This is a genomic window from Pseudooceanicola algae (genome assembly GCF_003590145.2).
Taxonomy (GTDB): domain Bacteria; phylum Pseudomonadota; class Alphaproteobacteria; order Rhodobacterales; family Rhodobacteraceae; genus Pseudooceanicola; species Pseudooceanicola algae.
On sequence record NZ_CP060436.1, the window covers coordinates 2,125,084 to 2,146,621 of the forward strand.

Annotated in this window: 21 protein-coding genes and 1 tRNA gene; 12 read left to right on the top strand and 10 right to left on the bottom strand. The window is 62.9% G+C overall.

The window, feature by feature from the left end:
- Positions 1–185: 185 nt before the first annotated feature.
- The 4 genes from PSAL_RS09880 to uvrC all read left to right on the top strand — a co-directional run bounded on the left by PSAL_RS09880 (position 186) and on the right by uvrC (position 5,083).
- Complete coding sequence (locus PSAL_RS09880) at positions 186–986, top strand: S49 family peptidase (protein WP_119837878.1); 801 nt, start codon at positions 186–188, stop codon at positions 984–986.
- A gap of 168 nt (positions 987–1,154) precedes the next feature.
- A complete protein-coding gene (locus PSAL_RS09885) occupies positions 1,155–2,102 on the top strand; it encodes a calcium/sodium antiporter (protein WP_196222699.1) in 948 nt (315 codons plus the stop codon).
- Positions 2,103–2,114: 12 nt separating this feature from the next.
- On the top strand, positions 2,115–2,894 hold the full coding sequence (locus tag PSAL_RS09890) for an SDR family oxidoreductase (protein ID WP_119837879.1): 780 nt from the start codon (positions 2,115–2,117) through the stop codon (positions 2,892–2,894).
- A gap of 311 nt (positions 2,895–3,205) precedes the next feature.
- Positions 3,206–5,083 carry an excinuclease ABC subunit UvrC gene (gene uvrC / locus PSAL_RS09895; protein WP_119837880.1) on the top strand — a complete coding sequence of 626 codons (1,878 nt, stop codon included), beginning with the start codon at positions 3,206–3,208 and terminating at the stop codon, positions 5,081–5,083.
- A gap of 141 nt (positions 5,084–5,224) precedes the next feature.
- Here uvrC and PSAL_RS09900 read toward each other — a convergent pair whose 3' ends face one another.
- The 8 genes from PSAL_RS09900 to PSAL_RS09935 all read right to left on the bottom strand — a co-directional run bounded on the left by PSAL_RS09900 (position 5,225) and on the right by PSAL_RS09935 (position 12,820).
- Positions 5,225–5,986 carry an ABC transporter permease gene (locus tag PSAL_RS09900; protein ID WP_119837881.1) on the bottom strand — a complete coding sequence of 254 codons (762 nt, stop codon included), beginning with the start codon at positions 5,984–5,986 and terminating at the stop codon, positions 5,225–5,227.
- The gene (locus PSAL_RS09905; protein WP_119837882.1) at positions 5,983–6,921 is read right to left on the bottom strand and encodes an ABC transporter ATP-binding protein; all 939 of its coding nucleotides are present in this window, start codon (positions 6,919–6,921) and stop codon (positions 5,983–5,985) included. The genes PSAL_RS09900 and PSAL_RS09905 overlap by 4 nt, the downstream gene beginning before the upstream one ends.
- A gap of 219 nt (positions 6,922–7,140) precedes the next feature.
- Positions 7,141–7,596, bottom strand: coding sequence for a CoxG family protein (locus PSAL_RS09910; protein ID WP_119837883.1), 456 nt, complete (start codon positions 7,594–7,596; stop codon positions 7,141–7,143).
- 169 nt (positions 7,597–7,765) lie between these two features.
- On the bottom strand, positions 7,766–9,190 hold the full coding sequence (locus PSAL_RS09915) for an alanine/glycine:cation symporter family protein (RefSeq protein ID WP_119837884.1): 1,425 nt from the start codon (positions 9,188–9,190) through the stop codon (positions 7,766–7,768).
- Between the two features lie 136 nt (positions 9,191–9,326).
- Positions 9,327–9,704 carry a hypothetical protein gene (locus tag PSAL_RS09920; RefSeq protein ID WP_119837885.1) on the bottom strand — a complete coding sequence of 126 codons (378 nt, stop codon included), beginning with the start codon at positions 9,702–9,704 and terminating at the stop codon, positions 9,327–9,329.
- 205 nt (positions 9,705–9,909) lie between these two features.
- Positions 9,910–10,665 (bottom strand): hypothetical protein, encoded by a 756-nt coding sequence (locus PSAL_RS09925; RefSeq protein ID WP_119837886.1) that lies wholly within the window; start codon positions 10,663–10,665, stop codon positions 9,910–9,912.
- A 605-nt stretch (positions 10,666–11,270) separates the two neighbouring features.
- Positions 11,271–11,347, bottom strand: a tRNA-Arg gene (locus tag PSAL_RS09930).
- A 72-nt stretch (positions 11,348–11,419) separates the two neighbouring features.
- Positions 11,420–12,820, bottom strand: a complete 1,401-nt coding sequence (locus tag PSAL_RS09935) for a sensor histidine kinase (protein ID WP_119837887.1) — start codon at positions 12,818–12,820, stop codon at positions 11,420–11,422.
- Between the two features lie 574 nt (positions 12,821–13,394).
- Between PSAL_RS09935 and rpmH the strand changes: the two genes are divergently transcribed.
- From rpmH to yidD, 3 genes are read left to right on the top strand one after another with little or no spacing between them, the layout of a single operon-like run.
- Positions 13,395–13,529, top strand: coding sequence for a 50S ribosomal protein L34 (gene rpmH, locus PSAL_RS09940; RefSeq protein WP_048599009.1), 135 nt, complete (start codon positions 13,395–13,397; stop codon positions 13,527–13,529).
- Between the two features lie 37 nt (positions 13,530–13,566).
- On the top strand, positions 13,567–14,082 hold the full coding sequence (rnpA, locus tag PSAL_RS09945) for a ribonuclease P protein component (protein WP_119837919.1): 516 nt from the start codon (positions 13,567–13,569) through the stop codon (positions 14,080–14,082).
- Positions 14,079–14,300: a membrane protein insertion efficiency factor YidD gene (yidD, locus tag PSAL_RS09950; RefSeq protein ID WP_119837888.1), complete on the top strand. Its 222-nt coding sequence runs from the start codon at positions 14,079–14,081 to the stop codon at positions 14,298–14,300. Before rnpA ends, yidD begins: the two co-directional genes overlap by 4 nt.
- Positions 14,301–14,319: 19 nt before the next feature.
- Here the strand turns inward: yidD and PSAL_RS09955 are convergent, their stop codons facing one another.
- Complete coding sequence (locus PSAL_RS09955; protein ID WP_196222700.1) at positions 14,320–14,478, bottom strand: hypothetical protein; 159 nt, start codon at positions 14,476–14,478, stop codon at positions 14,320–14,322.
- Positions 14,479–14,764: 286 nt separating this feature from the next.
- On the opposite strand from PSAL_RS09955, the gene ttcA reads away from it, so the two are divergent.
- The 5 genes from ttcA to yihA all read left to right on the top strand — a co-directional run bounded on the left by ttcA (position 14,765) and on the right by yihA (position 20,810).
- Positions 14,765–15,643 (top strand): tRNA 2-thiocytidine(32) synthetase TtcA, encoded by an 879-nt coding sequence (gene ttcA / locus PSAL_RS09960; RefSeq protein ID WP_119837889.1) that lies wholly within the window; start codon positions 14,765–14,767, stop codon positions 15,641–15,643.
- Positions 15,644–15,700: 57 nt separating this feature from the next.
- Positions 15,701–17,263, top strand: a complete 1,563-nt coding sequence (locus PSAL_RS09965; RefSeq protein WP_119837890.1) for a putative bifunctional diguanylate cyclase/phosphodiesterase — start codon at positions 15,701–15,703, stop codon at positions 17,261–17,263.
- A 305-nt stretch (positions 17,264–17,568) separates the two neighbouring features.
- A complete protein-coding gene (gene yidC, locus PSAL_RS09970; protein WP_119837891.1) occupies positions 17,569–19,422 on the top strand; it encodes a membrane protein insertase YidC in 1,854 nt (617 codons plus the stop codon).
- Complete coding sequence (locus tag PSAL_RS09975) at positions 19,423–20,160, top strand: MOSC domain-containing protein (protein ID WP_119837892.1); 738 nt, start codon at positions 19,423–19,425, stop codon at positions 20,158–20,160.
- The gene (yihA, locus tag PSAL_RS09980) at positions 20,157–20,810 is read left to right on the top strand and encodes a ribosome biogenesis GTP-binding protein YihA/YsxC (protein WP_119837893.1); all 654 of its coding nucleotides are present in this window, start codon (positions 20,157–20,159) and stop codon (positions 20,808–20,810) included. The genes PSAL_RS09975 and yihA overlap by 4 nt, the downstream gene beginning before the upstream one ends.
- 87 nt (positions 20,811–20,897) lie before the next feature.
- Here the strand turns inward: yihA and PSAL_RS09985 are convergent, their stop codons facing one another.
- Complete coding sequence (locus tag PSAL_RS09985) at positions 20,898–21,428, bottom strand: outer membrane protein (RefSeq protein ID WP_119837894.1); 531 nt, start codon at positions 21,426–21,428, stop codon at positions 20,898–20,900.
- Between the last annotated feature and the right edge of the window lie 110 nt (positions 21,429–21,538).

The window sequence follows — 21,538 nt, forward strand, 5'->3', positions numbered from 1 at the left end:
CGCGGGAAAGCGGGATTCCTGCGCGAAAGCGCCGGACCGCCGGGCCGGATTTCGGGGTCGGCGCAGGCCCGACAGCCCGGTTCCGGGGCAGGCCCGGACCCCCACCTGCCGCGACCGGCGCTTTCTGCCCGGTTTGGGCCGTCGTGGCCTTGCTAGGCCCCATGGCGCGGCTTACATGCAAGGGCATGAAAAGCTGGCTTCCCTTCAAATCCCGCAAGAAACCCTGTGTCGCCGTCATCCGTCTGAACGGCATGATCGCCGCAGGCAAACGTGGCGCGCTTAGCGACGAATCCCTGGCGCCGGTCATCGAGCGGGCCTTCAGCAAGGGCAAGCCGAGCATGGTGGCCCTGCGGATCAATTCGCCCGGCGGCTCGCCCGTGCAGAGTTCGCTGATCGCGGCGCGGATCCGGCGCCTGTCCGAGGAAAAGCAGATCCCCGTGATCGCCTTTGTCGAAGATGTCGCGGCCTCGGGCGGCTATTGGCTGGCCTGCGCGGCGGACGAGATCTATGCCGACGAAAGTTCGATCCTCGGCTCGATCGGGGTGATCTCGGCGGGCTTCGGGGCGCATGTCTTCCTGGCGCGGCAGGGGATCGAGCGTCGCGTCCATACGGCCGGCGAAAGCAAGAGCATGCTCGACCCCTTCCGCCCCGAGGACGAAGAGGACGTGGCCCGACTGCGTGGCCATCTGGGCGAGATCCACAAGGCCTTCATCGCCTATGTGAAACAGCGGCGCGGCGACAAGCTGGCCCCTGAACCACGGCTATTCACCGGCGAGATATTTCTTGGCGCCCAGGCCCCTGAAATGGGGCTGAGCGACGGCATCGGCCACCTGGTTCCGATGATGAAAGAACGCTTTGGCGACAAGGTGCGGTTCCGCGATTATGGGACCAAGCGCAGCCTCCTGACCCGCTTCGGCGCGTCCGTGCTGAACGAAAGCCTTGCCGGGATCGAGGAACGCGCCGCCTTCGCGCGCTTCGGCCTCTGACGTGATCCTGAAAGTCGTCATTCTGTTTCTTGTCGTCATGGCGGGGCTTTCCATGATCGGAAAGCTGCGCCTGCCGGGCATCAAACCCAAGAAGACCGTGACCTGCCGGTCCTGCGGCCGCCACCTGATCGGCAAGGGCCCCTGCCCTTGTCGCGGAAAGCGCCGGACATGATGCCATGGCTTATGGCCGTCGCGGGCCTCGTGCTGTTGATCGTTGCCGGAGACCTGCTGGTCCGGGGGGCGGTCAACCTGTCGCTGCGCCTTGGCGTACCGGCCCTGGTGGTCAGCCTGACGGTAATCGCCTTCGGGACCTCGGCGCCGGAACTGCTGATTTCCATCTCGGCGGTGTTTGACGGCAAGCCGGGGCTGGCGCTTGGCAATGTCGTCGGCTCGAACGTGGCCAATGTCCTGCTGGTGCTCGGCCTGCCGGCGATCCTGGCCGGGTTGCAGACGCGGGATCACGATGTCCGGGAAAGCTATCTGGCGATGCTGGCGGCTTCGGCGGTCTTCGTTACCCTGGCCTTCCGGGGGGATTTCGACCTGATTTCTGGTGTGATCCTGCTGGGGATGCTGGCAACTATTCTGACATGGCAGACCCTCGGCGCGCTGAAACACCGCCGCGAAGGAATGGCCACCGAAGAGGATCTTCCCGAAGGCGCCGACCCCGGCATGCGCGGGCTCTGGATCCTGCTGTTCCTGGCCCTTGGCCTGATCGGCCTGCCCATCGGCGCCGACCTTCTGGTCCGGGGTGCGTCGATCATCGCCCGCGATGCCGGGGTCAGCGATACGGTCATCGGCCTGACACTGGTTGCAATCGGCACGTCGCTTCCCGAACTGGCCACAACGGTCATGGCCGCGCTGCGGAGGCAAGCCGATGTGGCGCTTGGCAATGTCATCGGGTCGAACATGTTCAACCTGCTGGGGATCATCGGCATCACCGCGCTTTTCGGCGATCTGCCGGTCGAACTTGGCCTGCTGCGCTTTGACCTTTGGGTGATGCTGGGGGCCAGCCTGCTGCTGATCCCCTTCGTTTACCTGAAAAGGAACATCACCCGGTATACGGGTTTGGGGCTTGCCGCGCTCTATGTGCTCTATATCGGACTCGTTCTCAGCTAGGGAGGAATGGCCATGCGCCGCGCACTCGTAACAGGAGCCGCCCATCGGCTTGGTCGGGCCATGGCCCTGGCCCTTGCGGAAAACGGCCACGACGTGGCGCTCCACTACAACGGCTCCGAAGAGGCGGCCGAGGATCTGGCCCAGATCATCCGAGCCCAGGGCGGCAGTGCCATCACCCTGCAGGCCGATCTGACCGTGGAGGCCGAGGTCAACACCCTGATCCCCCGCGCGGTCGATGGCCTTGGCGGGGCGCTGACCTGTCTGGTCAACAATGCCTCGGTGTTTGAATACGACAATATCCGCAGCGCCAGCCGCGAAACCTGGGACATGCATATGGAGGCCAACCTGCGCGCGCCCTTCGTGCTGACCCAGGCCTTTGCCGCACAGGCCCCCGAGCCGGACATGGATGCGCGCGGCGAACCAGAGGCGCGCGGATTGGTGGTGCAGCTCCTTGACCAGAGAGTGCACAAGCTGACGCCCGAATTCATGAGCTACACGATCTCGAAAATGGGCCTCTGGGCCTTTACCCAGACTGCCGCCCGCGCACTGGCCCCCAAGGTTCGGGTCAATGCCATCGGTCCCGGCCCGACCCTGCAGGGCGCCCGGCAAAGCCGCGACCATTTCCAGATGCAGCGCGACAATTCCGTGCTTGAGCGGGGTTCCAACCCCGAGGACATCACCGGCGCACTGCTGTATTTCCTCGCCGCCCCTTCGGTCACCGGGCAACTGATCTGCACCGACGGCGGCCAGCATCTGGCATGGCAGACCCCCGATATACAAGGGCCGGAATAGGCCCAATCGCCCCGTGAACCGCACGTCATGTTCAAAGTTTTGCACCCGTCTCCCGCGCGTTACATTTTCGTTACTAAATTCTCAATGTTTTCAGATGTTTGCCGGAGCTTATTTAAATTCCGTTTGTTTTCAATGCATTACAAATTCGCTCAATTTTTGGACAGGCCAAGGAAAGCGCCATGAAACAAGGGTTTTTTCGCGTTCCCCATTTACTACCCACAAGGTTATCCACAAATAACGGGGACAGCTTTCTTCTTGTACAAGAGGGTGGAACTTTGCAGCCAAGGCAAAGAATCGGGCAAAGATAACGCATGGCCGAAAACGAAGATTCCGAATCGCAGCCCACACTGACCGGGCATGCCCTGATCCAGTCCTACCTGCGGCGGCTCGAGACCTCCCCGGGGGTCTACCGGATGCTCGATGCCCAGGCGCGGGTGCTCTATGTCGGCAAGGCCCGCAACCTTCGGGCCCGGGTGTCGAATTATGCCCGCCCCTCGGGGCATTCGGCGCGGATCGCGCGAATGATCCGGGAAACCGCGTCGATGATGTTCCTGACCACCGTCACGGAAACCGAAGCGCTGCTGCTGGAACAGAACCTGATCAAGCAACTGAAGCCGCGCTACAACGTGCTGCTGCGCGACGACAAGAGCTTTCCCAATATCCTGGTGGCCAAGGATCACCCCTTTCCCCAGATCCGCAAGCATCGCGGCGCCAAGAAGACGCCCGGTGATTACTACGGACCCTTCGCCAGCGCCGGGGCGGTCAACCGGACGCTGAACCAGTTGCAGAAGGTGTTCCTGCTGCGCAATTGCTCTGACGCGATGTTCTCGGGGCGGACGCGGCCCTGCCTGCTGCACCAGATCAAGCGCTGCTCGGCTCCCTGTACCGGCGAGATCTCCGAGGCGGATTACGCCAGTTCGGTCCGGGACGCGGAGCGGTTCCTTCAGGGGCGCTCGACCGGGGTGCAGGAAAAGCTGGCCTCCGAAATGGCGCTGGCCTCAGAGGCGATGGAATTCGAACGCGCCGCTGCCCTGCGCGACCGCATCCGCGCGCTGACACAGGTGCAATCCACCCAAGGCATCAATCCCCGCATCACCGCCGAGGCGGATGTGGTCGGCCTGCACATGGACCACGGCCAGGCCTGCGTGCAGGTCTTCTTCATCCGCGCCCATCAGAACTGGGGCAACCAGGACTTCTACCCCCGCGCCGGGGTGGATGTGGAAGAGGCCGAGGTGCTGGAGGCCTTCCTCGGCCAGTTCTACGACGGCAAGCAACCGCCGCGGCAGATCCTGCTGTCCCACCCTATCGAGAACGCCGACCTGATGGCCGAGGCCCTGTCGGACAAGGCAGGGCGCAAGGTCGACCTGCTGGTGCCCCAGCGCAGCGAGAAAGCCGAGCTTGTCGCCGGTGCGGTCCGCAATGCCCGCGAAAGCCTTGGCCGCCGCATGTCGGAAAGCGCGACCCAGACCAAGCTGCTGAAGGGCCTCGCAGAGGCCTTCTCCCTCGACGCCCCGCCGACCCGGATCGAGGTCTACGACAACTCGCACATCCAGGGCACCAATGCGGTCGGGGCGATGATCGTCGCCGGTCAGGAAGGCTTCCTGAAGAACCAGTATCGCAAGTACAACATCCGTGGCGATGACCTGACGCCGGGCGACGACTTCGGCATGATGAAAGAGGTCCTGACCCGGCGCATCGCCCGCCTTCAAAAAGACGACCCCGACGGCGACAAGGGCCTCTGGCCGGACCTTCTGCTGATCGACGGTGGGGCCGGTCAGGTCTCGGCCGTGCAACAGATCCTCGACGAAATGGGCGTGCCGGGTCTACCGATGGTCGGCGTCGCCAAGGGCGTCGACCGCGATCACGGCAAGGAGGAATTCCACCGCCCCGGCCAGCGCCCCTTTGCCCTGCGCATGAATGATCCGGTACTTTACTTCATCCAGCGCCTGCGCGACGAGGCGCATAGATTTGCAATCGGCACCCACCGGGCGCGGCGTTCAAAACAGATATCGGCCAATCCGCTGGATGATGTCGCCGGCGTCGGTGCCACCCGTAAACGCGCGTTGCTGTCCCACTTCGGCTCGGCCAAGGCCGTGAGCCGAGCGAATCTGGCCGACTTGAAAGCCGTGGAAGGTATCTCGGACAGTCTGGCGGAAACGATCTACAATCATTTCCACGCCAGCGCCTGACACCCCGGTCGGAGCCTCCGGCGGGAGTATTTACGGCCAGATGATAAAGAGCCGCAGCTCCCTGTCATCTGGCCAGAAATACTCCGGGGGATGAATTGGGCCCCAAGGGCCCAAGAGGGGGGCAGCGCCCCCCGCCCGGCCTCAGTCGCGGATCCGCCAGCCAGTCCGGAAGATCCACCAGATGATGGTCAGACAAACCACGAAGAACAGACAGATCGCCCCGAGGCTGATCCCGATCGGCACATCTGCCACGCCGAAGAAGGCCCAGCGGAAGCCCGAGATCAGGTAGAGCACCGGGTTCAGGTGGGTGACGCCCTGCCAGAACGGCGGCAGCATGGTGACCGAGTAGAAGGACCCGCCGAGGAAGACCAGCGGGGTCACGATCAACAAAGGCACCAGTTGCAGTTGTTCGAAGTTCTTCGCCCAGATCCCGATGATGAACCCCATCAGCGAGAAACTGAGGCAGGTGAGCACGAGAAAGGCCATCATCGCCAGTGGGTGCTGGATACTGAGGTCGACAAACAGCGATGCCGTCCCGAGGATCACCAGCCCGATGAAAAGCGATTTCGTCGCCGCCGCCCCAACGTAGCCCAGCACGATCTCCAGGTAGTTGACCGGAGCGGAGAGCACCTCGAATACCGTGCCGATGAATTTCGGGAAGTAGATCCCGAAGGACGCGTTGGAAATCGACTGCATGATCACCGACAGCATGATCAGCCCCGGCACGATGAAGGCGCCGTAGGGCACGCCTTCGACCTCTTGGATGCGGGAACCGATGGCGGCGCCGAAGACCACGAAATAAAGCGAGGTGGAGATCACCGGCGAGATGAAGCTTTGCCCGATGGTGCGGAAAAAGCGCGACATTTCGTTCAGATAGATCGCCTTCACGGCCATAACGTTCATGCGTCTTCTCCTTCTTCTTCGGCCACCAGATCCACGAAGATATCCTCGAGCGAGCTTTGCCGGGTCTGGATGTCCTTCAGGACGATGCCATTGTCCGACAGCGCCCGCATCAGCCCGGCAATCCCGGTCCGTTCAGCCTGCGTGTCATAGCTGTAGGTCAGGGCCAGACCGTCCGCCGCAAGGGCAAGGTCGTATGCGCCCAGCGCCTCGGGCACAGCGGCAAGGGGTTCGCGCAGATCGATGCGCAATTCCTTGCGCCCCAGGCGCCGCATCAGTTCGGCCTTGGGTTCGACCATCAGGATCTCTCCCTTGCGGATCACCGCGACCCGGTCGGCCATGGCTTCGGCCTCTTCGATGTAGTGGGTGGTCAGGATGATCGTCACCCCATCCGCCTTCAGCTGGTCGACAGTTTCCCACATGTCCTTGCGCAGGGCGACATCGACCCCGGCGGTGGGTTCATCCAGGAACAGCACCCGCGGCTCATGCGCCAGCGCCTTACCGATCAGCACCCGGCGTTTCATGCCGCCGGACAACTCATGCACCCGACTGCGCCGCTTGTCCCAGAGCGACAGTTGCTTCAGCACCTTCTCGACCACGGCGGGGTCACGCGGCTTGCCGAACAGCCCGCGCGAGAAATGCAGGTTGTCTTCAACGATCGAGAATGGCTCCAGGTTGATTTCCTGCGGCACCAGCCCGATTTCCATCCGCGCCTGCCTGAAATCCCGCAGAATATCGTGTCCCGAGACCGAAGCACTGCCCGATGTCGGCACGGTGATGCCGCAGATGGTCGAAATAAGCGTGGTCTTGCCAGCCCCGTTGGGGCCGAGCAGAGCAAGGATCTCGCCCTCTTCGATGTCGAGGGTCACGCCTTTCAGCGCCTGGAACCCTCCGTCATAGGTCTTTTTCAGATCGCGGATCTGCAGAATGGCAGCCATGGTGCCCCCCTCGGGTTCAGGCCGGCAGTGGCGGACCGGCGCGTTCAGGCAAGGCGCCCGCGCGGCGCCGATAATGCACTTATGCCGCGAGCGGCCGGATTGCATTGCGCAAATCCACACAGCCGGGTCGGCGCCCTTGCAGAATTAGCGGATTGCCAGGGTCTTCCGGACCGTTGCCTTGCCTGCACCCCTGCCGCCCTCGGGCGATAAGTGCGACCATCAGGCGGCCGGGTTTTCGCCTTCGACCGCTTCCTGGAAGCGGGTAAAGAACTGGTCCGCCATCTTGCGGGCAAAACCGTCGATGATCCGGCTGCCCAGTTGCGCCAGCTTGCCGCCGACCTTGGCCTGCACGTCATAGCTTAGCTCGGTGCCTTCGGGATGATCGGCCAGCCGGACAGACGCGCTGCCCTTGGCAAAACCGGCCGCGCCGCCCTTGCCTTCGCCAGTCAGGGTCAGGGCCTCGTTTTCGACCATGTCCGACACGGTCACCACCCCCTTGAAGGTCGCCTTCACCGGGCCGACCTTCTGCACCACGGTGGCGCCGAACCCGTCTTCGGGCGTTCCCGTCACCTCTTGTGCGCCGGGCACGCTGGCCTGCAGGGTCTCGGGCGACAGCAGGGCGGCAAAGACGGTGGCACGGTCGGCGCGGATCACGCGGCTGTCGGTCATCTCCATGAAGGGTCCTTTCTGGGATCAAATGTCGAGCCGGACGCTAGACCATCGCAACGCCCGCGCCAAGCGCGCGCCAACAAGAAGGCCCCCGTCGCGACCGGACGTGGACCAGCGGCAACGGGGGCCTTTCAGGCAGCACCGCACCAGCACGGCGCGGCGCTGTCAAGCGAGCTTACTTCGCATCCGGCCAGGCCGTGGGATCGGTGTCGAGATCCGGAAACTTCCTGGGATCGAAGATCGGTTTCTCCACCCCCGCGGCAAGCTGTTCGCGGAAATCCCGGATCAGGCGCATGGCCACCGGGAACAACATCATCAGCGCCAGCAGGTTGACCACCGCCAGGATGCCCATCATCGGATCCGAGAAGGAGAACACCACCGTTGCCCCCGGCGCCACCGCCCCGAGGAAGACGATGCAGATGATCACCACGCGCAGCACATGGATCGCCAGCGGGTTGGAGGTCATGAAGTCCAGCGCGTTCTCACCGAGGTAGTAGTTGTACATGATCGACGAGAAGGCAAAGAGCAGGATCGCCGCCGTCAGGAAATACTGCGCCCATTCGCCAAGATGCCCGACAATGCTTTGCTGGGTCAGGACCACGCCATCGACCCCTTCGGCGCCCGGTTGATAGACATCGCCGAGCAGGATGACGAAGGCGGTGCAGGAACAGATCAGGATCGTGTCGATGAAGACCGAGAAGCTTTGCGTGATGCCTTGGCTGACCGGGTGGCGCACATAGGCCGTTGCGGCCACGTTCGGGGCGGACCCCAGCCCCGCTTCGTTCGAGAACAGGCCGCGCCGCAGACCCTGGGCGATTGCCGCGCCCATACCGCCTGCCACCGCTTCGCGGAAACCAAAGGCGTTGGCGACGATATCGATCAGGACGCCGGGCAGTGAGGTCAGGTTCAGCACCATGATCAGCAGCGCCATGCCGATATAGCCGATCGCCATGACCGGGATGATGACATCCGCCGCCTTGGCGATCCGGTGAATTCCGCCGTAGACGATAAAGCCGGTCGCGATTGCCAGCACGATGCCGGTGTAGATGCGCGGGATCGCAAGGCTGTCCAGCGCCGCCCCGGCCACGGTATTGCCCTGAAAGGCATTGAAACCGATGGCGAAGGAGGCGATCAGGCAGATCGCATAGACGACAGCCAGCCAGCGGTATTGTTCGCCCAGGCCATGGGTGATGGCGCGCGCCGGGCCGCCCCGGTAGTCGCCGTTCGGCTCGGTCCGCTTGTAAAGCTGGGCCACCGTGGCCTCGATCAGGGCCGAGCACATACCGATCATCGCAATCGCCCACATCCAGAAGACCGCGCCCGGCCCGCCCGCCGTGATCGCCACCGCGACGCCGGCGATATTGCCGCCGCCGACCCGGCCGCCGACGGAAACCAGAAGCGCCTCTCGGGCGCTGATCTTGCTGGGGTCGGCATTTTCGTCGCGGCCTGTCAGCACGCCGAACATGCGCTTGAAGAAGCGGAACTGGACGAAGCCGCTGGCGATGGTGAAGAAGACCCCGAGCACAACCAGGAACGGGACAAGCGCCCAGCCCCATGTCAGGTCATTGATCAAGTTGAAGATTGAGTCGATGAAGCCCATGAATCGTCCCCGAAATCTGATGTTTCATATTCAACGGGGCGCTTCGGAAAGGCCCCTAGGTCACAGTGACAAAAGGCCTGGCCGCAAGACACCAAAAATTAACGTATATTTGTCACGGCGCGGCTGAAATGCCACGTCACGCCGGCTTCTGCGCATGGCTGGGGCAAAAAACCGACCGCCTCCCCCGCCTCGACGAGGTTCTTGGCGGGGGGAAGCACGTGGCGCGTTGCAGGGCAGTCATGCCATTGTCCAGTTCGGCTCCGATAGCGAGCCGGGCCAGGAAGGTGTTTTCATCCAGCGCTGAAATCAGGTCGCCGCCTGAGGATGGCACCACGGGCACCGTCAGATCAGAAGGGTCGAAGGCATGCCCATAGGTCACCTCTGCGAAACCGAAGACCAGGCCCTCCGCGGTCTGCTTGCGCAGGGTGCTGCGCACCCCAAGACGGGCCGAAACGATATCCTCTTCGAAATCGGAAACGACGGCGCCGCCACTGTCCTCGGAGAAGTCCGACACGGCGCGCTGAACGGCGCCACGATGCGCCCCTGGTTCAGGATCACCACCTGTTGCACGTCGCGGTACACATTCAGGAACAGGTCATGCCCCGAGCTACCGCCCGAGGGCAGCGGCGCCACCGCGGCGGCCTGAACGCATTGCAGGAAATCACCGACAAGGCCGTCGCGGCATCCTCGCCCGAGCGCAGGAGATCCAGATCCGCGGCTCAGCCCGCCTGGGCGGCCAAAGCCAGAGCCACGTAGTCCGCAACAGTCATATCGGAAGAAACGACGGTGTCGAAAGGTACCGCTGTAAATGTAGTACCCGATTGCACCAATACATCCGTACCATCGGCCGAAAGCCCGGCGACCCCACTGAGCGCCAGGATATGCGCCTCCGTCAATGCGACGAGAGAAATGTTCTGACTTTGCAGATCCGCCAGGACTGAACTGTAGTCCAATGACGCATTTCCATTATCCCGATCTTCATCCGTGACCAGCACCTGTGTAACTGACGCCCCCGGCGTGAAGCTATAGGTGCCAAGCGCGTAGTTTATTGCCGAGTAACCATCTTCGAATGACCCGGATCGTCGCAGCCCCCCTGCCGCACTGCCGAATTCAGCGGCCGTACCCGACAGACCGCTTCCTATGGCAAAGGCGTGGCCAAGGTTGTCGGTGCCCCCGCCCCCATATCCTGTCAGCCCGAAACCGGGCGTGAACCCCGAAGACATCAGAAAGGTTTGCACGTTCGAGACAGAGCCCGGAAGAAATCCGTGCTCTTGCGCCATTGAACCGGATTCATCGACCACAAAGACGATATCGGCAAAGGACCGGGCCGTGCCATTCGTCGGGATACTTGCTGCACCGACGCCGGACACAATAGCCGTCACCGCAGCGTCAAATGTTCTCTGGACTTTCATGGGGATCGCCCTGAAATGAGAAATTAAAATCGCCTTCGGGAAGGGGATCGAAATTGCCTCCACCTTACCCCTGGTCCTCGGCGAGGACCCCGATCAAAACGACCGGCGCCAATTCCATACGAACAAGACCGGAATATTTTTGCCTATTGGGATGGAGTTGCCTTAAGTTGACTATCGCATATTAGATTACCCAAATCAGATGAACGCGATCAATAAACCTCTTCGTATTAAAGATTTATTTTTGTCCCATCCCAAATTGCAGGGGGCACCCCGAAGCTCCAACCCGATCAGACGGCTTCGGGTGCGGACGACACAAAAAATGCGCTCAACCTAAAGAAAGCATTCGATAAATCGTTTATCGCAAAAGGTGTTACCCGCAAGAAGACTGCAGGACCGTCCGGCTGGTGCTGGACACATCTGACGCAGACCGGCGAAGCGGCAGCTTTCCTCCGACCCAAAGGGGAAGTCGCGCAAAGACCCCCGATCAGACGCCAAGAAACGTCAATTGCCGTGTCGTTCAGGCCACTCAAGACAGTGATATCTTCTGGAAAGCGGCCCGGCCCCGCCCGGTTGATCAAATCGAAACCGTTCGAGCGCACGGGAAAAGACCAGGCAAACAGCCGACGTCGTGGCGTCGTCTTACTGCTGCAAAGCTGGATATGGGAAAGTGGTGCACCGAGGAGGATTCGAACCCCCGACCCCTTGATTCGTAGTCAAGTACTCTATCCAGCTGAGCTATCGGTGCATCTGAGGGGCGATTTAGCCCGTGGCCGAAGCCGATGCAAGGGCAAAAACGACATTTCCGTAACGTGACTTTTCAGCGATCCGCAATGCCGAGATGTGTGATCTCCTTGGGCAGGCGGACCAGAAAGACGGTGCCATCGGCATCGGTACGTTCCAGCTCGATCTGGCCCCCATGACCGCGCACCAGTTCGGCCGAGATCACCAGACCAAGGCCGGTGCCGCCCTTGCGCGCACCGCCCTGGAACGGCGTGAACAGGTTCTCCCGCGCCTTGGGCGGCAGGCCCGGTCCGGTGTCGCAGACCCGGATCAGCCAGTCGCAATCGCTCTCCTCGGCCGCGACTGAGATCTCGCCGGCCGCGCCGCTGATTTCGATGGCCTGGCGGGCATTGCGCACCAGGTTGAAGATCACGCGGAACAATTGCTCGGGGTCGGCCCGCAGGCGCAGGGTGGCGGGGATATCCTCGGCAAAGGAGATATCGTAGTCGCCCACCGCCAGGCGTTCGCTGTCGATCACGTCGCCGACCAGTTCAATCAGTGCGACCTGGGTCAGACGCGGCGCGGGTTCTTCGGCACGCCCGAAGGCCAGCGTCGCTTCGCACAGATTGACGGCGCGGGCGACCGAGGCCACGACCTTGGGCGCCAGACGCTTGACCGTGGGGTCGTCGCTACCCTCAAGACGGTCGGAGAACAGCTGCGCCGAGGTCAGGATATTGCGCAGGTCGTGGCTGATCTTGGCCACGGCAGAGCCAAGCTGCGCCAGCCGGTCCTTCTGACGCAGGGCCGCCGTCAGCTGGGTTTGCAGATCGTGCAGCGCGACCTCGGCCTCGCGCAGATCCCGGACGGAAGCCGAGGGTTCGATGATCCGCCGGGCGTCCTCGGGGTCTTGCGCATAGGTCTGCATATGGCCGATGACCCCCTTGATCGGCTTCAGGATCACCCCGCGCACGGCAAAGAACAGCAGCAGCGCGGTCACCACGGAAAAGATCGCCGACAGCAGAAAGATACTGCCCGCGTTCTCTATCATGGCGGTGCGCAGCGGGCCGGTGGACATCGTGACCTCGATTACCAGCCCGGCTTCGCGGACCGGGTTGCCGATCACCCGGATGACGCGGTTTTCGGGTTGAAACAGCTGACGGATGGAATCGCGGATCAGCTCCACCGCTGCCGGGTCGCGCAGATCATAGGTGGCGGCCACGGGTCCCGGCACCTCGGAAGACAGCACAAGCTGACGCGCCTCGTCCCGGCGCAGCACGACGTTGTAGACGCCCGCGTTGCGCAACAGTTCCGTTTCCAGGTCCGGGCCGATCATGTCATCCGCCAGCAGCGCGAGCGAGGCAATCTGTGCCCGTTCCAGCCGCGACAGCAGGTAGTCTTCACGATACCGGGCAACCGAGGGCACGAGAATCAGCAATTCGGCCAGGATCACGAAGATCGCCGTAAGGATCAGGAACCGGCCGGAGAGAGAGCGAAGCATCTTGCGCAGCCTAGCGAAGCGAGGGGGCCGCACCGTCCCGAAGTCCCCCTTTGCGGCGGCTCGAAGCGGATTTTGACGGCATATCGTTTCGGAACTTAGTGGTTCCTCACGACTTTGCCAATTTCCGTGAGGCCTGCCTAGGGCAATATACCGCCGGAAAGATGCGGTTTTTCCGCTGGAACCGGGCAGGCTTAGCTGAAAACCTCGATTTCGCGACCTGAGCAAAAAAATCCGCGCATGCATCATGATCCCGCGGGAAATCTGAGCGAGGGGCTTTCGAACCGGTCCCGATGGGGCTAAGTCCGCCCTGCCCGCGCGGGTCATGCGCCGGGATCGCCGCCTGCTGTCCGACCTTGGCAAAAAACTCCGCCCCGGTGGCCTCTCGGGTTTGACAAGGGCGCGGGGTCTACTTATAGAGCGGACTTCTAATACGCGCGGGCCTCGGGGCGATTCCCGGATTGCTCCCGCTTTGCCCATTGCCCCGCTGCGCAGGCCGATCCGAAAGGGTCACTGCATGTCGGGGTGGAGATCAATCCGCGGGACAGCCCTGCGGCAATGAAACGGAGACGGAGCGATGAAACGCACCTATCAACCTTCGAACCTGGTCCGCAAACGGCGCCACGGGTTCCGCTCGCGCATGGCAACCAAAGCCGGTCGCAAGATCCTGAACGCCCGTCGCGCACGCGGCCGGAAGTCGCTGAGCGCGTAAGCACGCCTTGGCCCTCTTCCCCGAAGAGGCAGAGATGATGACACCGCCGAACGCCCCACCTCTGACCGCACCTGCGGAAATGACGGTGACGGCATCGGCGGTTTCTTCATGTCCGAACGACGATGTGCTGCCCGGCAGTCGCCGGTCGGGTGTGTTGAACATTCTGACCAAGCGGGCCGATTTCCTGGCAGCGGCCCGGGCCAAACGGCAGGCCTGCCCGTCGATGATGGTGCAGGCGCGCCAGCGCGACCGGAATGCGCCCGCCGATACGGACAGCGGAGACCCGGTCCGGGTCGGTTTTACCTGCTCCAAGAAGGTCGGCAATGCCGTCGCCCGCAACCGCGCCAAGCGCCGGTTGCGCGAAGCCGCGCGCGCGGTGTTGCCGCAGCATGGCCAGCCCGGCTGGGATTACGTGCTTATCGGGCGCAACGGCGTGACCGCCGCGCGGGATTTCGCCCTGCTCAAGGCAGATCTGGAACAGGCCCTGCGCCGCATCCATGCCCCGAAGGGCGATGCGCCAGCAAGACCGTCAGTGGCAAAGCCCACCCCATGAGATTTCTCGCATGGCTCCTGTCGCTGCCAATCCGGGCCTATCGGCTGATATTTTCGCCCTGGGTCGGATATAACTGCCGGTATGATCCGACCTGCTCGGCCTATATCCTCGAGGCGCTGAACCGGCATGGCCCGATCCGGGGCAGCTGGCTGTCGATCCGCCGGGTTGCCCGCTGCCACCCCTGGGGCGGCATGGGCGTGGACGACGTTCCGGACTGACCCCTGACCGCCCGAGCCTTCAGATCATCACCGGGTTGACCAGATCCCCCTGCGAGCGCCCCGGCATGTCATGGCGGTCGATCTCTCCTCTCACGGTGTGCAGCAGATCCTGCATGAAGCGCTCGTCGGGAAAATACCAAATATGCGAGGCATTCGGCAGGTCCGTGAACCGCGCCATATTGGCCTTGAAGCAAATGCCGACGCTGACCTTGACCGCCCTGCCCGGCCCCCCCCCGACAGGCAGGGCGATCCGACCGGCCCGCGGCCGGCGTCTTTCTGGACCTCGCGAAATCAGTCCGTCTTTGGGATCGCATCGCCAGGGTCCGGGGCGAAGGCGCCCTTGCGCACCGATCAGACGCAGAAGATATAGTCCACTGTCTCTCTCCAATCCAATTTGCTAAATAGGCACGACCATACAGGCACCGCAGCCTGCCTTCCCAAGGATTATTCGAGGATCCCGGCCCATGCTGGACGACGGCGACGATATTCATCCGCTATTTCACGGGGCCCCGGCCACGACCGAGTTCCGCAAGCTGCGCAAGCGGATCGTGCGCCAGACCCGCGAGGCGATCGAGCAATACGGCATGATCGAACGCGACGCCCGCTGGCTGGTCTGCCTGTCGGGCGGCAAGGACAGCTACACCCTGCTTGCCGTCTTGCACGAGCTGAAATGGCGCGGCCTGCTGCCGGTCGATATCCTCGCCTGCAACCTCGACCAGGGTCAGCCCGGCTTTCCGGCGACGGTATTGCCCGAGTTTCTGGAAAAGATGGGGGTGCCGCACCGGATCGAATACCAGGACACCTATTCCATCGTGATGGACAAGGTGCCCGCCGGACGGACCTATTGCGCACTGTGTTCTCGGCTGCGGCGCGGCAACCTCTACCGGATCGCGCGCGAAGAAGGTTGCAGCGCCGTGGTGCTGGGCCATCATCGCGACGACATCCTGGAAACCTTCATGATGAACCTGTTCCATGGCGGCCGGCTGGCGACCATGCCGCCCAAACTGGTGAACGAGGAGGGCGATCTGTTCCTCTACCGCCCGCTGGCCCATGTCGCCGAAGAAGACTGCGACCGCTTTGCCCGCGCCATGCGCTATCCGATCATCCCCTGCGATCTTTGCGGCAGCCAGGATGGGCTGCAACGTCAGCAGGTCAAGCAGATCCTCGACGGCTGGGAACGCAATGCGCCGGGCCGCCGGCAGGTCATGTTCCGCGCGCTGATGAATGCCCGCCCCTCGCATCTGCTGGATCCGCAACTGTTTGATTTCGCCGGTCTGACGCGGGCACCGGAAAAGACCGGCGCGGGAACCGACAATGACGGGGATATTCCGAAGCTGCGTTAAACCGGTGTTGAACTTCTTTCCCTAGCGTCCCCCTCGACTGGATTGGGACAGGCTTAGATGTTCAGACTGTGGCGCAAGGATCTTTCAAGCTTTCTGACCAGCCTGCGACGGGTCCTGTCGCGACCAAGGATGCTGGCCCTGCTGCCGGCGCTTTGCCTGCTGGCCTATTTTCTGGCCGGAGAGCTGGCGCTGATCCTTGTCGCCCTGACCCTGCCGGTGGTCCTGATGCTGGTCGCGGAGACGCGCGACGAAGCCCTTTCTCCGCCCCGACCACGCGATGCGGTGACAGGTCTGGGCCTGCGGGATTCGCTGGAACGGTCACTGGACCATGCCCTGCACCTTGAAGAAGTCACACCACGCAAGACCGCCTGCCTCATGGTGCAGATCGATGATTTCGACGTCTTTATCGACCGGTACGGCCAAGCTGCCGGGGACAATGTGCTGGCCCGCACCGCCACCCGCCTGCACCGGATGCTGCGCGACGGCGATCAGGTCTGCAAGACCGGGCCAGCCGTCTTCGGCATCAGCATTGCCCCGGTCACCCAGCTTGATCTCGAGGAAATGATCCAGATGGCGGCCCGTCTGCAGACCGAGGTCGAGGAACCCCTGTCGCTGGATGCCACCACTGTCTATGTCTCATGCTCCATCGGCTTCTGCCTTGGAGCACGCAGCCCCGGCCCGACCGGATCGGACCTGGTCACCGCGACGCAGACGGCGCTGAGCGAAGCGATGCGCTTTGCCCCCTCCGCGATCCGGTCGTTTTCCACCGACATGCGCAAACGGCAACAAAGCCGGTCAATCCTGGCGGACGAGGTCGCGGCCGCCTTGGAAAGCGACCAGTTCCTCCCCTTCTTCCAACCGCAGGTCTCCTGTGACACCGGACTCGTCACAGGGTTCGAGGCGCTGGCCCGCTGGTGCCACCCGGACCGCGGCATCATTTCCCCGGCCGAATTCCTGCCCGTGGTCGAACAATCCGGCCAGATGGAGCGCCTGGGCGACGTGATGCTGGTGCAGGCGCTGACAGCCCTGCGACGCTGGGACGATCTTGGGCTGAAGGTACCGCAGGTCGGGGTCAATTTCGCCACCGAGGAACTGCGCAATCCACGCCTGATGGAGAAGGTGCGCTGGCAGTTGGATCGCTTCGGGCTGACCCCGGACCGGCTGTCGGTAGAGGTTCTTGAAACCGTCGTTGCCGCTTCGCCCGAAGACGTGGTGTCGCGCAATATCAATTCACTGGCAGCCATGGGATGCCGCATCGACCTTGACGATTTCGGCACCGGCCATGCCTCGATTTCCTCGATCCGGCGCTTTTCCGTCGAACGGCTGAAGATCGACCGCAGCTTCGTGATGAAGGTCGACAGGGACATCGAACAGCAACGCATGGTGTCGGCGATCCTGACGATGGCCGAACGGCTTGGGCTGGCCACACTGGCCGAAGGCGTCGAGACCCAAGGCGAACATGCGATGCTGGCGCAACTGGGCTGCGACCATGTGCAAGGCTATGAAATCGCGCGGCCCATGCCTTTCGATCAAACTGCCGAATGGATCCGCCTCTATCATGCCGGGCTGATCGAGGCGCCGAAATTCGGCCGCGGCACCGGGACCGGACCGACCGGTTGACCTTGCCGCAGTCGCGTGCTTGCCACCATGACTGCTCCGGTCGGGCAGAGACCCAACCATTTCGCCGCGCGCCCTCCAGTCAGTTGCCAAGGTTAGTCGCGCCCCCTGCTGTTCCCGACTCACTGAAGATCCACCTTTGAACCGGGCGCTGCTGGCCGTCCTCGGCCCGTAACAGGTGGGCCCAAGTTCATTTTCCTGTGTGCCCCACCCTATGGAAAGACCTTAGCCCCTTGACCTTTGGCCCCGCGAACGGTTGAACCCCCCAAGACCAACCCATACGGCAATTCCAAAGGTGGCGCAGCGCGATGGACGATCAGAACAAGAACCTAATCCTGGCCACGGTGCTCAGCTTCATCGTGGTCATCGCCTGGTTCCTTCTCTTTCCCCCTGCGGAACAGGCGCCCGACCAGACGGCCGAACTGACTGCGGCACAAAGCGAAGGCACCGCGTCCACGGGTGCCCAGGGCGGCACCGGCACGACGCTGACCCCGAGCGGTGAAGCCGGCGCGAACAGCAGCGCCACCACCGCCGTCGGCTCCACCCCGTTGGCCGACAGCCCGCGCATCGATATCGACACGCCGAGCCTCTCGGGCTCCATCGCCCTGACCGGCGGACGGATCGACGATCTGACCCTGAAGAATTACCGGCAGACGCTGGACGAGGATTCCCCCAACGTCCGTCTGTTCAGCCCGCAGGGCACGCCGGACGCCTATTACACGATCTACGGCTGGGTGGCCGGCACCAACGTGGCCGCCGATGCCGTGCCGGGCGCCGACACACCCTGGCAGCTGGAAAGCGGCGAGACGCTGAGCCCCGACAGCCCGGTCACCCTGGCCTGGGACAATGGCGCCGGGCTGATCTTCCGCCAGACCTATGCGGTGGACGACAAGTTCATGTTCACCATCCGCCAATCGGTCGAAAATACCGGCGATGCCGCCGTGTCCATGCGCCCCTACGGCCTGCTGCGCCGCCATGGCCTGCCCTCTGATCTTCAAAGCTACTTCGTCGTCCACGAAGGCATGATCCGCATGTCGGACGGCACCCTGGAAGAAGAAGCCTACAAGAAGATGGACGACCTCGATTTCGACAACCGCGAAGGCGCCCCCGCCAGTCGGATTGAAGTCTCGGAAAGCGGTTGGATCGGCTTTACCGAACACTACTGGATGTCGACACTGATCCCCGGCGACACGCCCTTCCGCTCGACAGTGAAATACTACCCCAGCCAGGACGTCTACCAGACCGAAGCGGTGCTCGGCTCGGCAGAGATCGCGCCCGGCACGACGCTCGACGTGGACACGATGCTGTTCTCGGGTGCCAAGGAATGGGAAACCATCAAGGAATACGAAGCCGCCGGCGTCACCCGGTTCATCGACGCAATCGACTGGGGCTGGTTCTTCTTCCTGACCAAGCCGATCTTCTGGCTGATCCACTGGCTGCACAGCTTCATCGGCAACATGGGCTGGTCGATCATCGTGATGACGATCTTCCTCAAGGCGCTGCTGTTCCCGCTGGCCTACAAATCCTACGCGTCGATGGCCAAGATGAAGGAACTCCAGCCGCAGATGGAGAAACTGAAGGAGCGCGTCGGCGATGACCGCGCCAAGCTTCAGAAAGAGATGATGGAGATGTACAAGCGGGAGAAGGTGAACCCCGCTGCGGGCTGCCTGCCGATCCTGATGCAGATCCCGATCTTCTTCTCGCTCTACAAGGTGATCTTCGTCACCCTCGAACTGCGCCAGCAGCCCTGGATCGGCTGGATCCGCGACCTGAGCGCGCCGGACCCCTCGTCGATCCTGAACTTCTTCGGCCTGTTCCCCTGGGGCGTGCCGGCGATCGACAGCCCGATCCACATCATCAGCATCGGTATCCTGCCGATCGTGCTGGGCCTGTCCATGTGGCTGCAACAAAAGCTGAACCCGGCGCCCACCGATCCCGCGCAACAGATGATCTTTGCCTGGATGCCCTGGGTCTTCATGTTCATGCTGGGCGGTTTCGCCAGCGGGCTGGTGCTGTACTGGATCACCAACAACACGATCACCTTCACGCAGCAGTACCTGATCATGCGCAGCCACGGGTTCAAACCGGATGTCTTCGGCAACATCAGGGGCTCGTTCAAGCGCAAGAAAAAGGCCGACGCGGCCGAGAACGGCAAGAAGTAAGTGACCCGCGTCGCGCAGATCTGGCGGCATCCGATCAAGGGGATCGGGGCCGAGAGCCTGGAAAGCGTGATGCTGGCCGCGAACCTGCCCATGCCCGGAGACCGGGCATGGGCGTTCGGCGTCGGGGACACCCAAGATACCGGGGCCTGGCAGCGTTGCAGCAACTTCGCGCGCGGCTGCCACGGGCCACAACTGATGGCTATCACCGCGCAAAGCCTGGACGATGGCCGCATCGCGTTGGATCATCCGCAGGCCGGTCCGCTGACCATCAACCCCAGCCAAGACACTGCCAAGCTGACCGCCTGGCTGACCCCGCTCTGGCCTGCGGCACGCCCTGCCCTGAGCCGGCTGATCCCCGCCCCTGCCGAGGGGATGAGCGATGCAGATTACGCTTGCCTCTCTGTCCTAGGCACGGCCTCGCTTGCGGCCCTGTCGCAGGATTGTGGCAAGCCGCTTGACCCGCGACGCTTTCGTGGCAACCTTTGGCTGGACGGTCTCGCGCCTTTTGACGAACTGGACCTGATCGGCCGACGTCTGCAGATCGGGACGGCGGTGCTGGAAGTCGTCGAGCCGATCGACCGCTGCCGCGCCACCCAGGTTGACCCCGAGACCGGGGAAGAGGATACCGAAGTGCTTCGGACCCTGCGCAAGACGCGCGGACATATTGATTTCGGCGTCAAGGCGCGGGTTCTGGAACCCGGCCATGTCGCCCTTAACGCGGAGGTCGGGATCCTGTGAACCAGATCGCATTCAACATCGCCGAAGAACCCGACACCGCCACCGCGGAAAAGGGTCGTATCCTGTTTGCCGGCGAGGTCGAGTTCCTCAAGGGCGTGGTCGCCATGGACGGCCTGCCCGGTTCCGACCGGATCGAGGTCTGCTTCGCCGGTCGCTCCAACGTCGGGAAATCGACGCTGATCAATGCGTTGACGGGCCGCAAGGCCATCGCACGGGCGTCCAACACGCCCGGCCGGACGCAAGAGATCAACTATTTCACCCTCGGCGCCGAACGCTATCTGGTCGACTTGCCGGGCTATGGCTATGCCAATGCGCCCGTGGCAGTCGTCGAGAAATGGCAACGCCTGCTGAAAAACTACCTGTCGGGTCGTCAGAACCTGCGCCGCGCCTTCGTGCTGGTCGATTTCCGCCACGGTGTCAAACCGGTCGACGAAGAAATCATGCGCCTTCTCGACAGCTCTGCCGTGACCTTCCAATGCGTGATGACCAAGGCCGACAAGGTCAAGGAGGTCGACCGCGCCGCCGTGCTGACCCAGGTGCGCGCCGCTCTGGCCAAGCACCCCGCAGCCTACCCCGAAATCGTCCTGACCTCGTCCGAAAAAGGCATGGGCATCCCGACTCTGCGGTCGATCATTGCCGGGCTGATCTGACCGGCCTGCCGCAGGGAAACCGATCAATCAGGGAAAGTGTCTCACTGAGCCACGGTCATCGACAGTCGCCGAAAGGCGACCCCGGCGTCAGAAGTTCAGCGTCGCCCGCAGCGTCAGGGTATTCACACCCAGGTTGTCGCCCGCGTCGTTGAAATCATTGATGATGTGGTGCAGGAATTCCGCCCCGATCGAGATATCGCGGCCGATGTCGTAATCCATCCCGACACCGAGGACGGTCGCGTCTACCTTGCCGAAAAAGCCCTGCACCTCGGCCACGCCGGCCAGTCCGTAATAATAACTGCGCCCCTCGGCGTAGCCTGCGCGCATCTTGACGCGCGTGACCTCGGAGATGTGACCCCGCGAGGTGCCAATATCGGTGCGGCTTTGCTCAAGCTCTGCGCCGACCACAAGGCGGTCGATCTGCATGTTGTAGCCCAGATGCAGGCTCTTGCCGATGCCGCCATCCGCATCAAGCACCCAACCCAGATTGCCACCCAAATAGAAACCGTTCCAGTGGCTGTCCCGCGCCATGGCAGGGCCCGAGGCCGCAAGAATCACCGCCATCGCCGGAAGCACCGGGCTGAACAGGGCAAATCTCTGGCGGACAGCAGTGAACATGCCTCATTAACGCAGGGACAGGCAAATAGTTCATTGATGGATCGAAGTTTTTCGCCGTCTTACCTAAAATGCCGCGTGAAACACGGCTCCGCAGGCATCAGGGCAAGAGG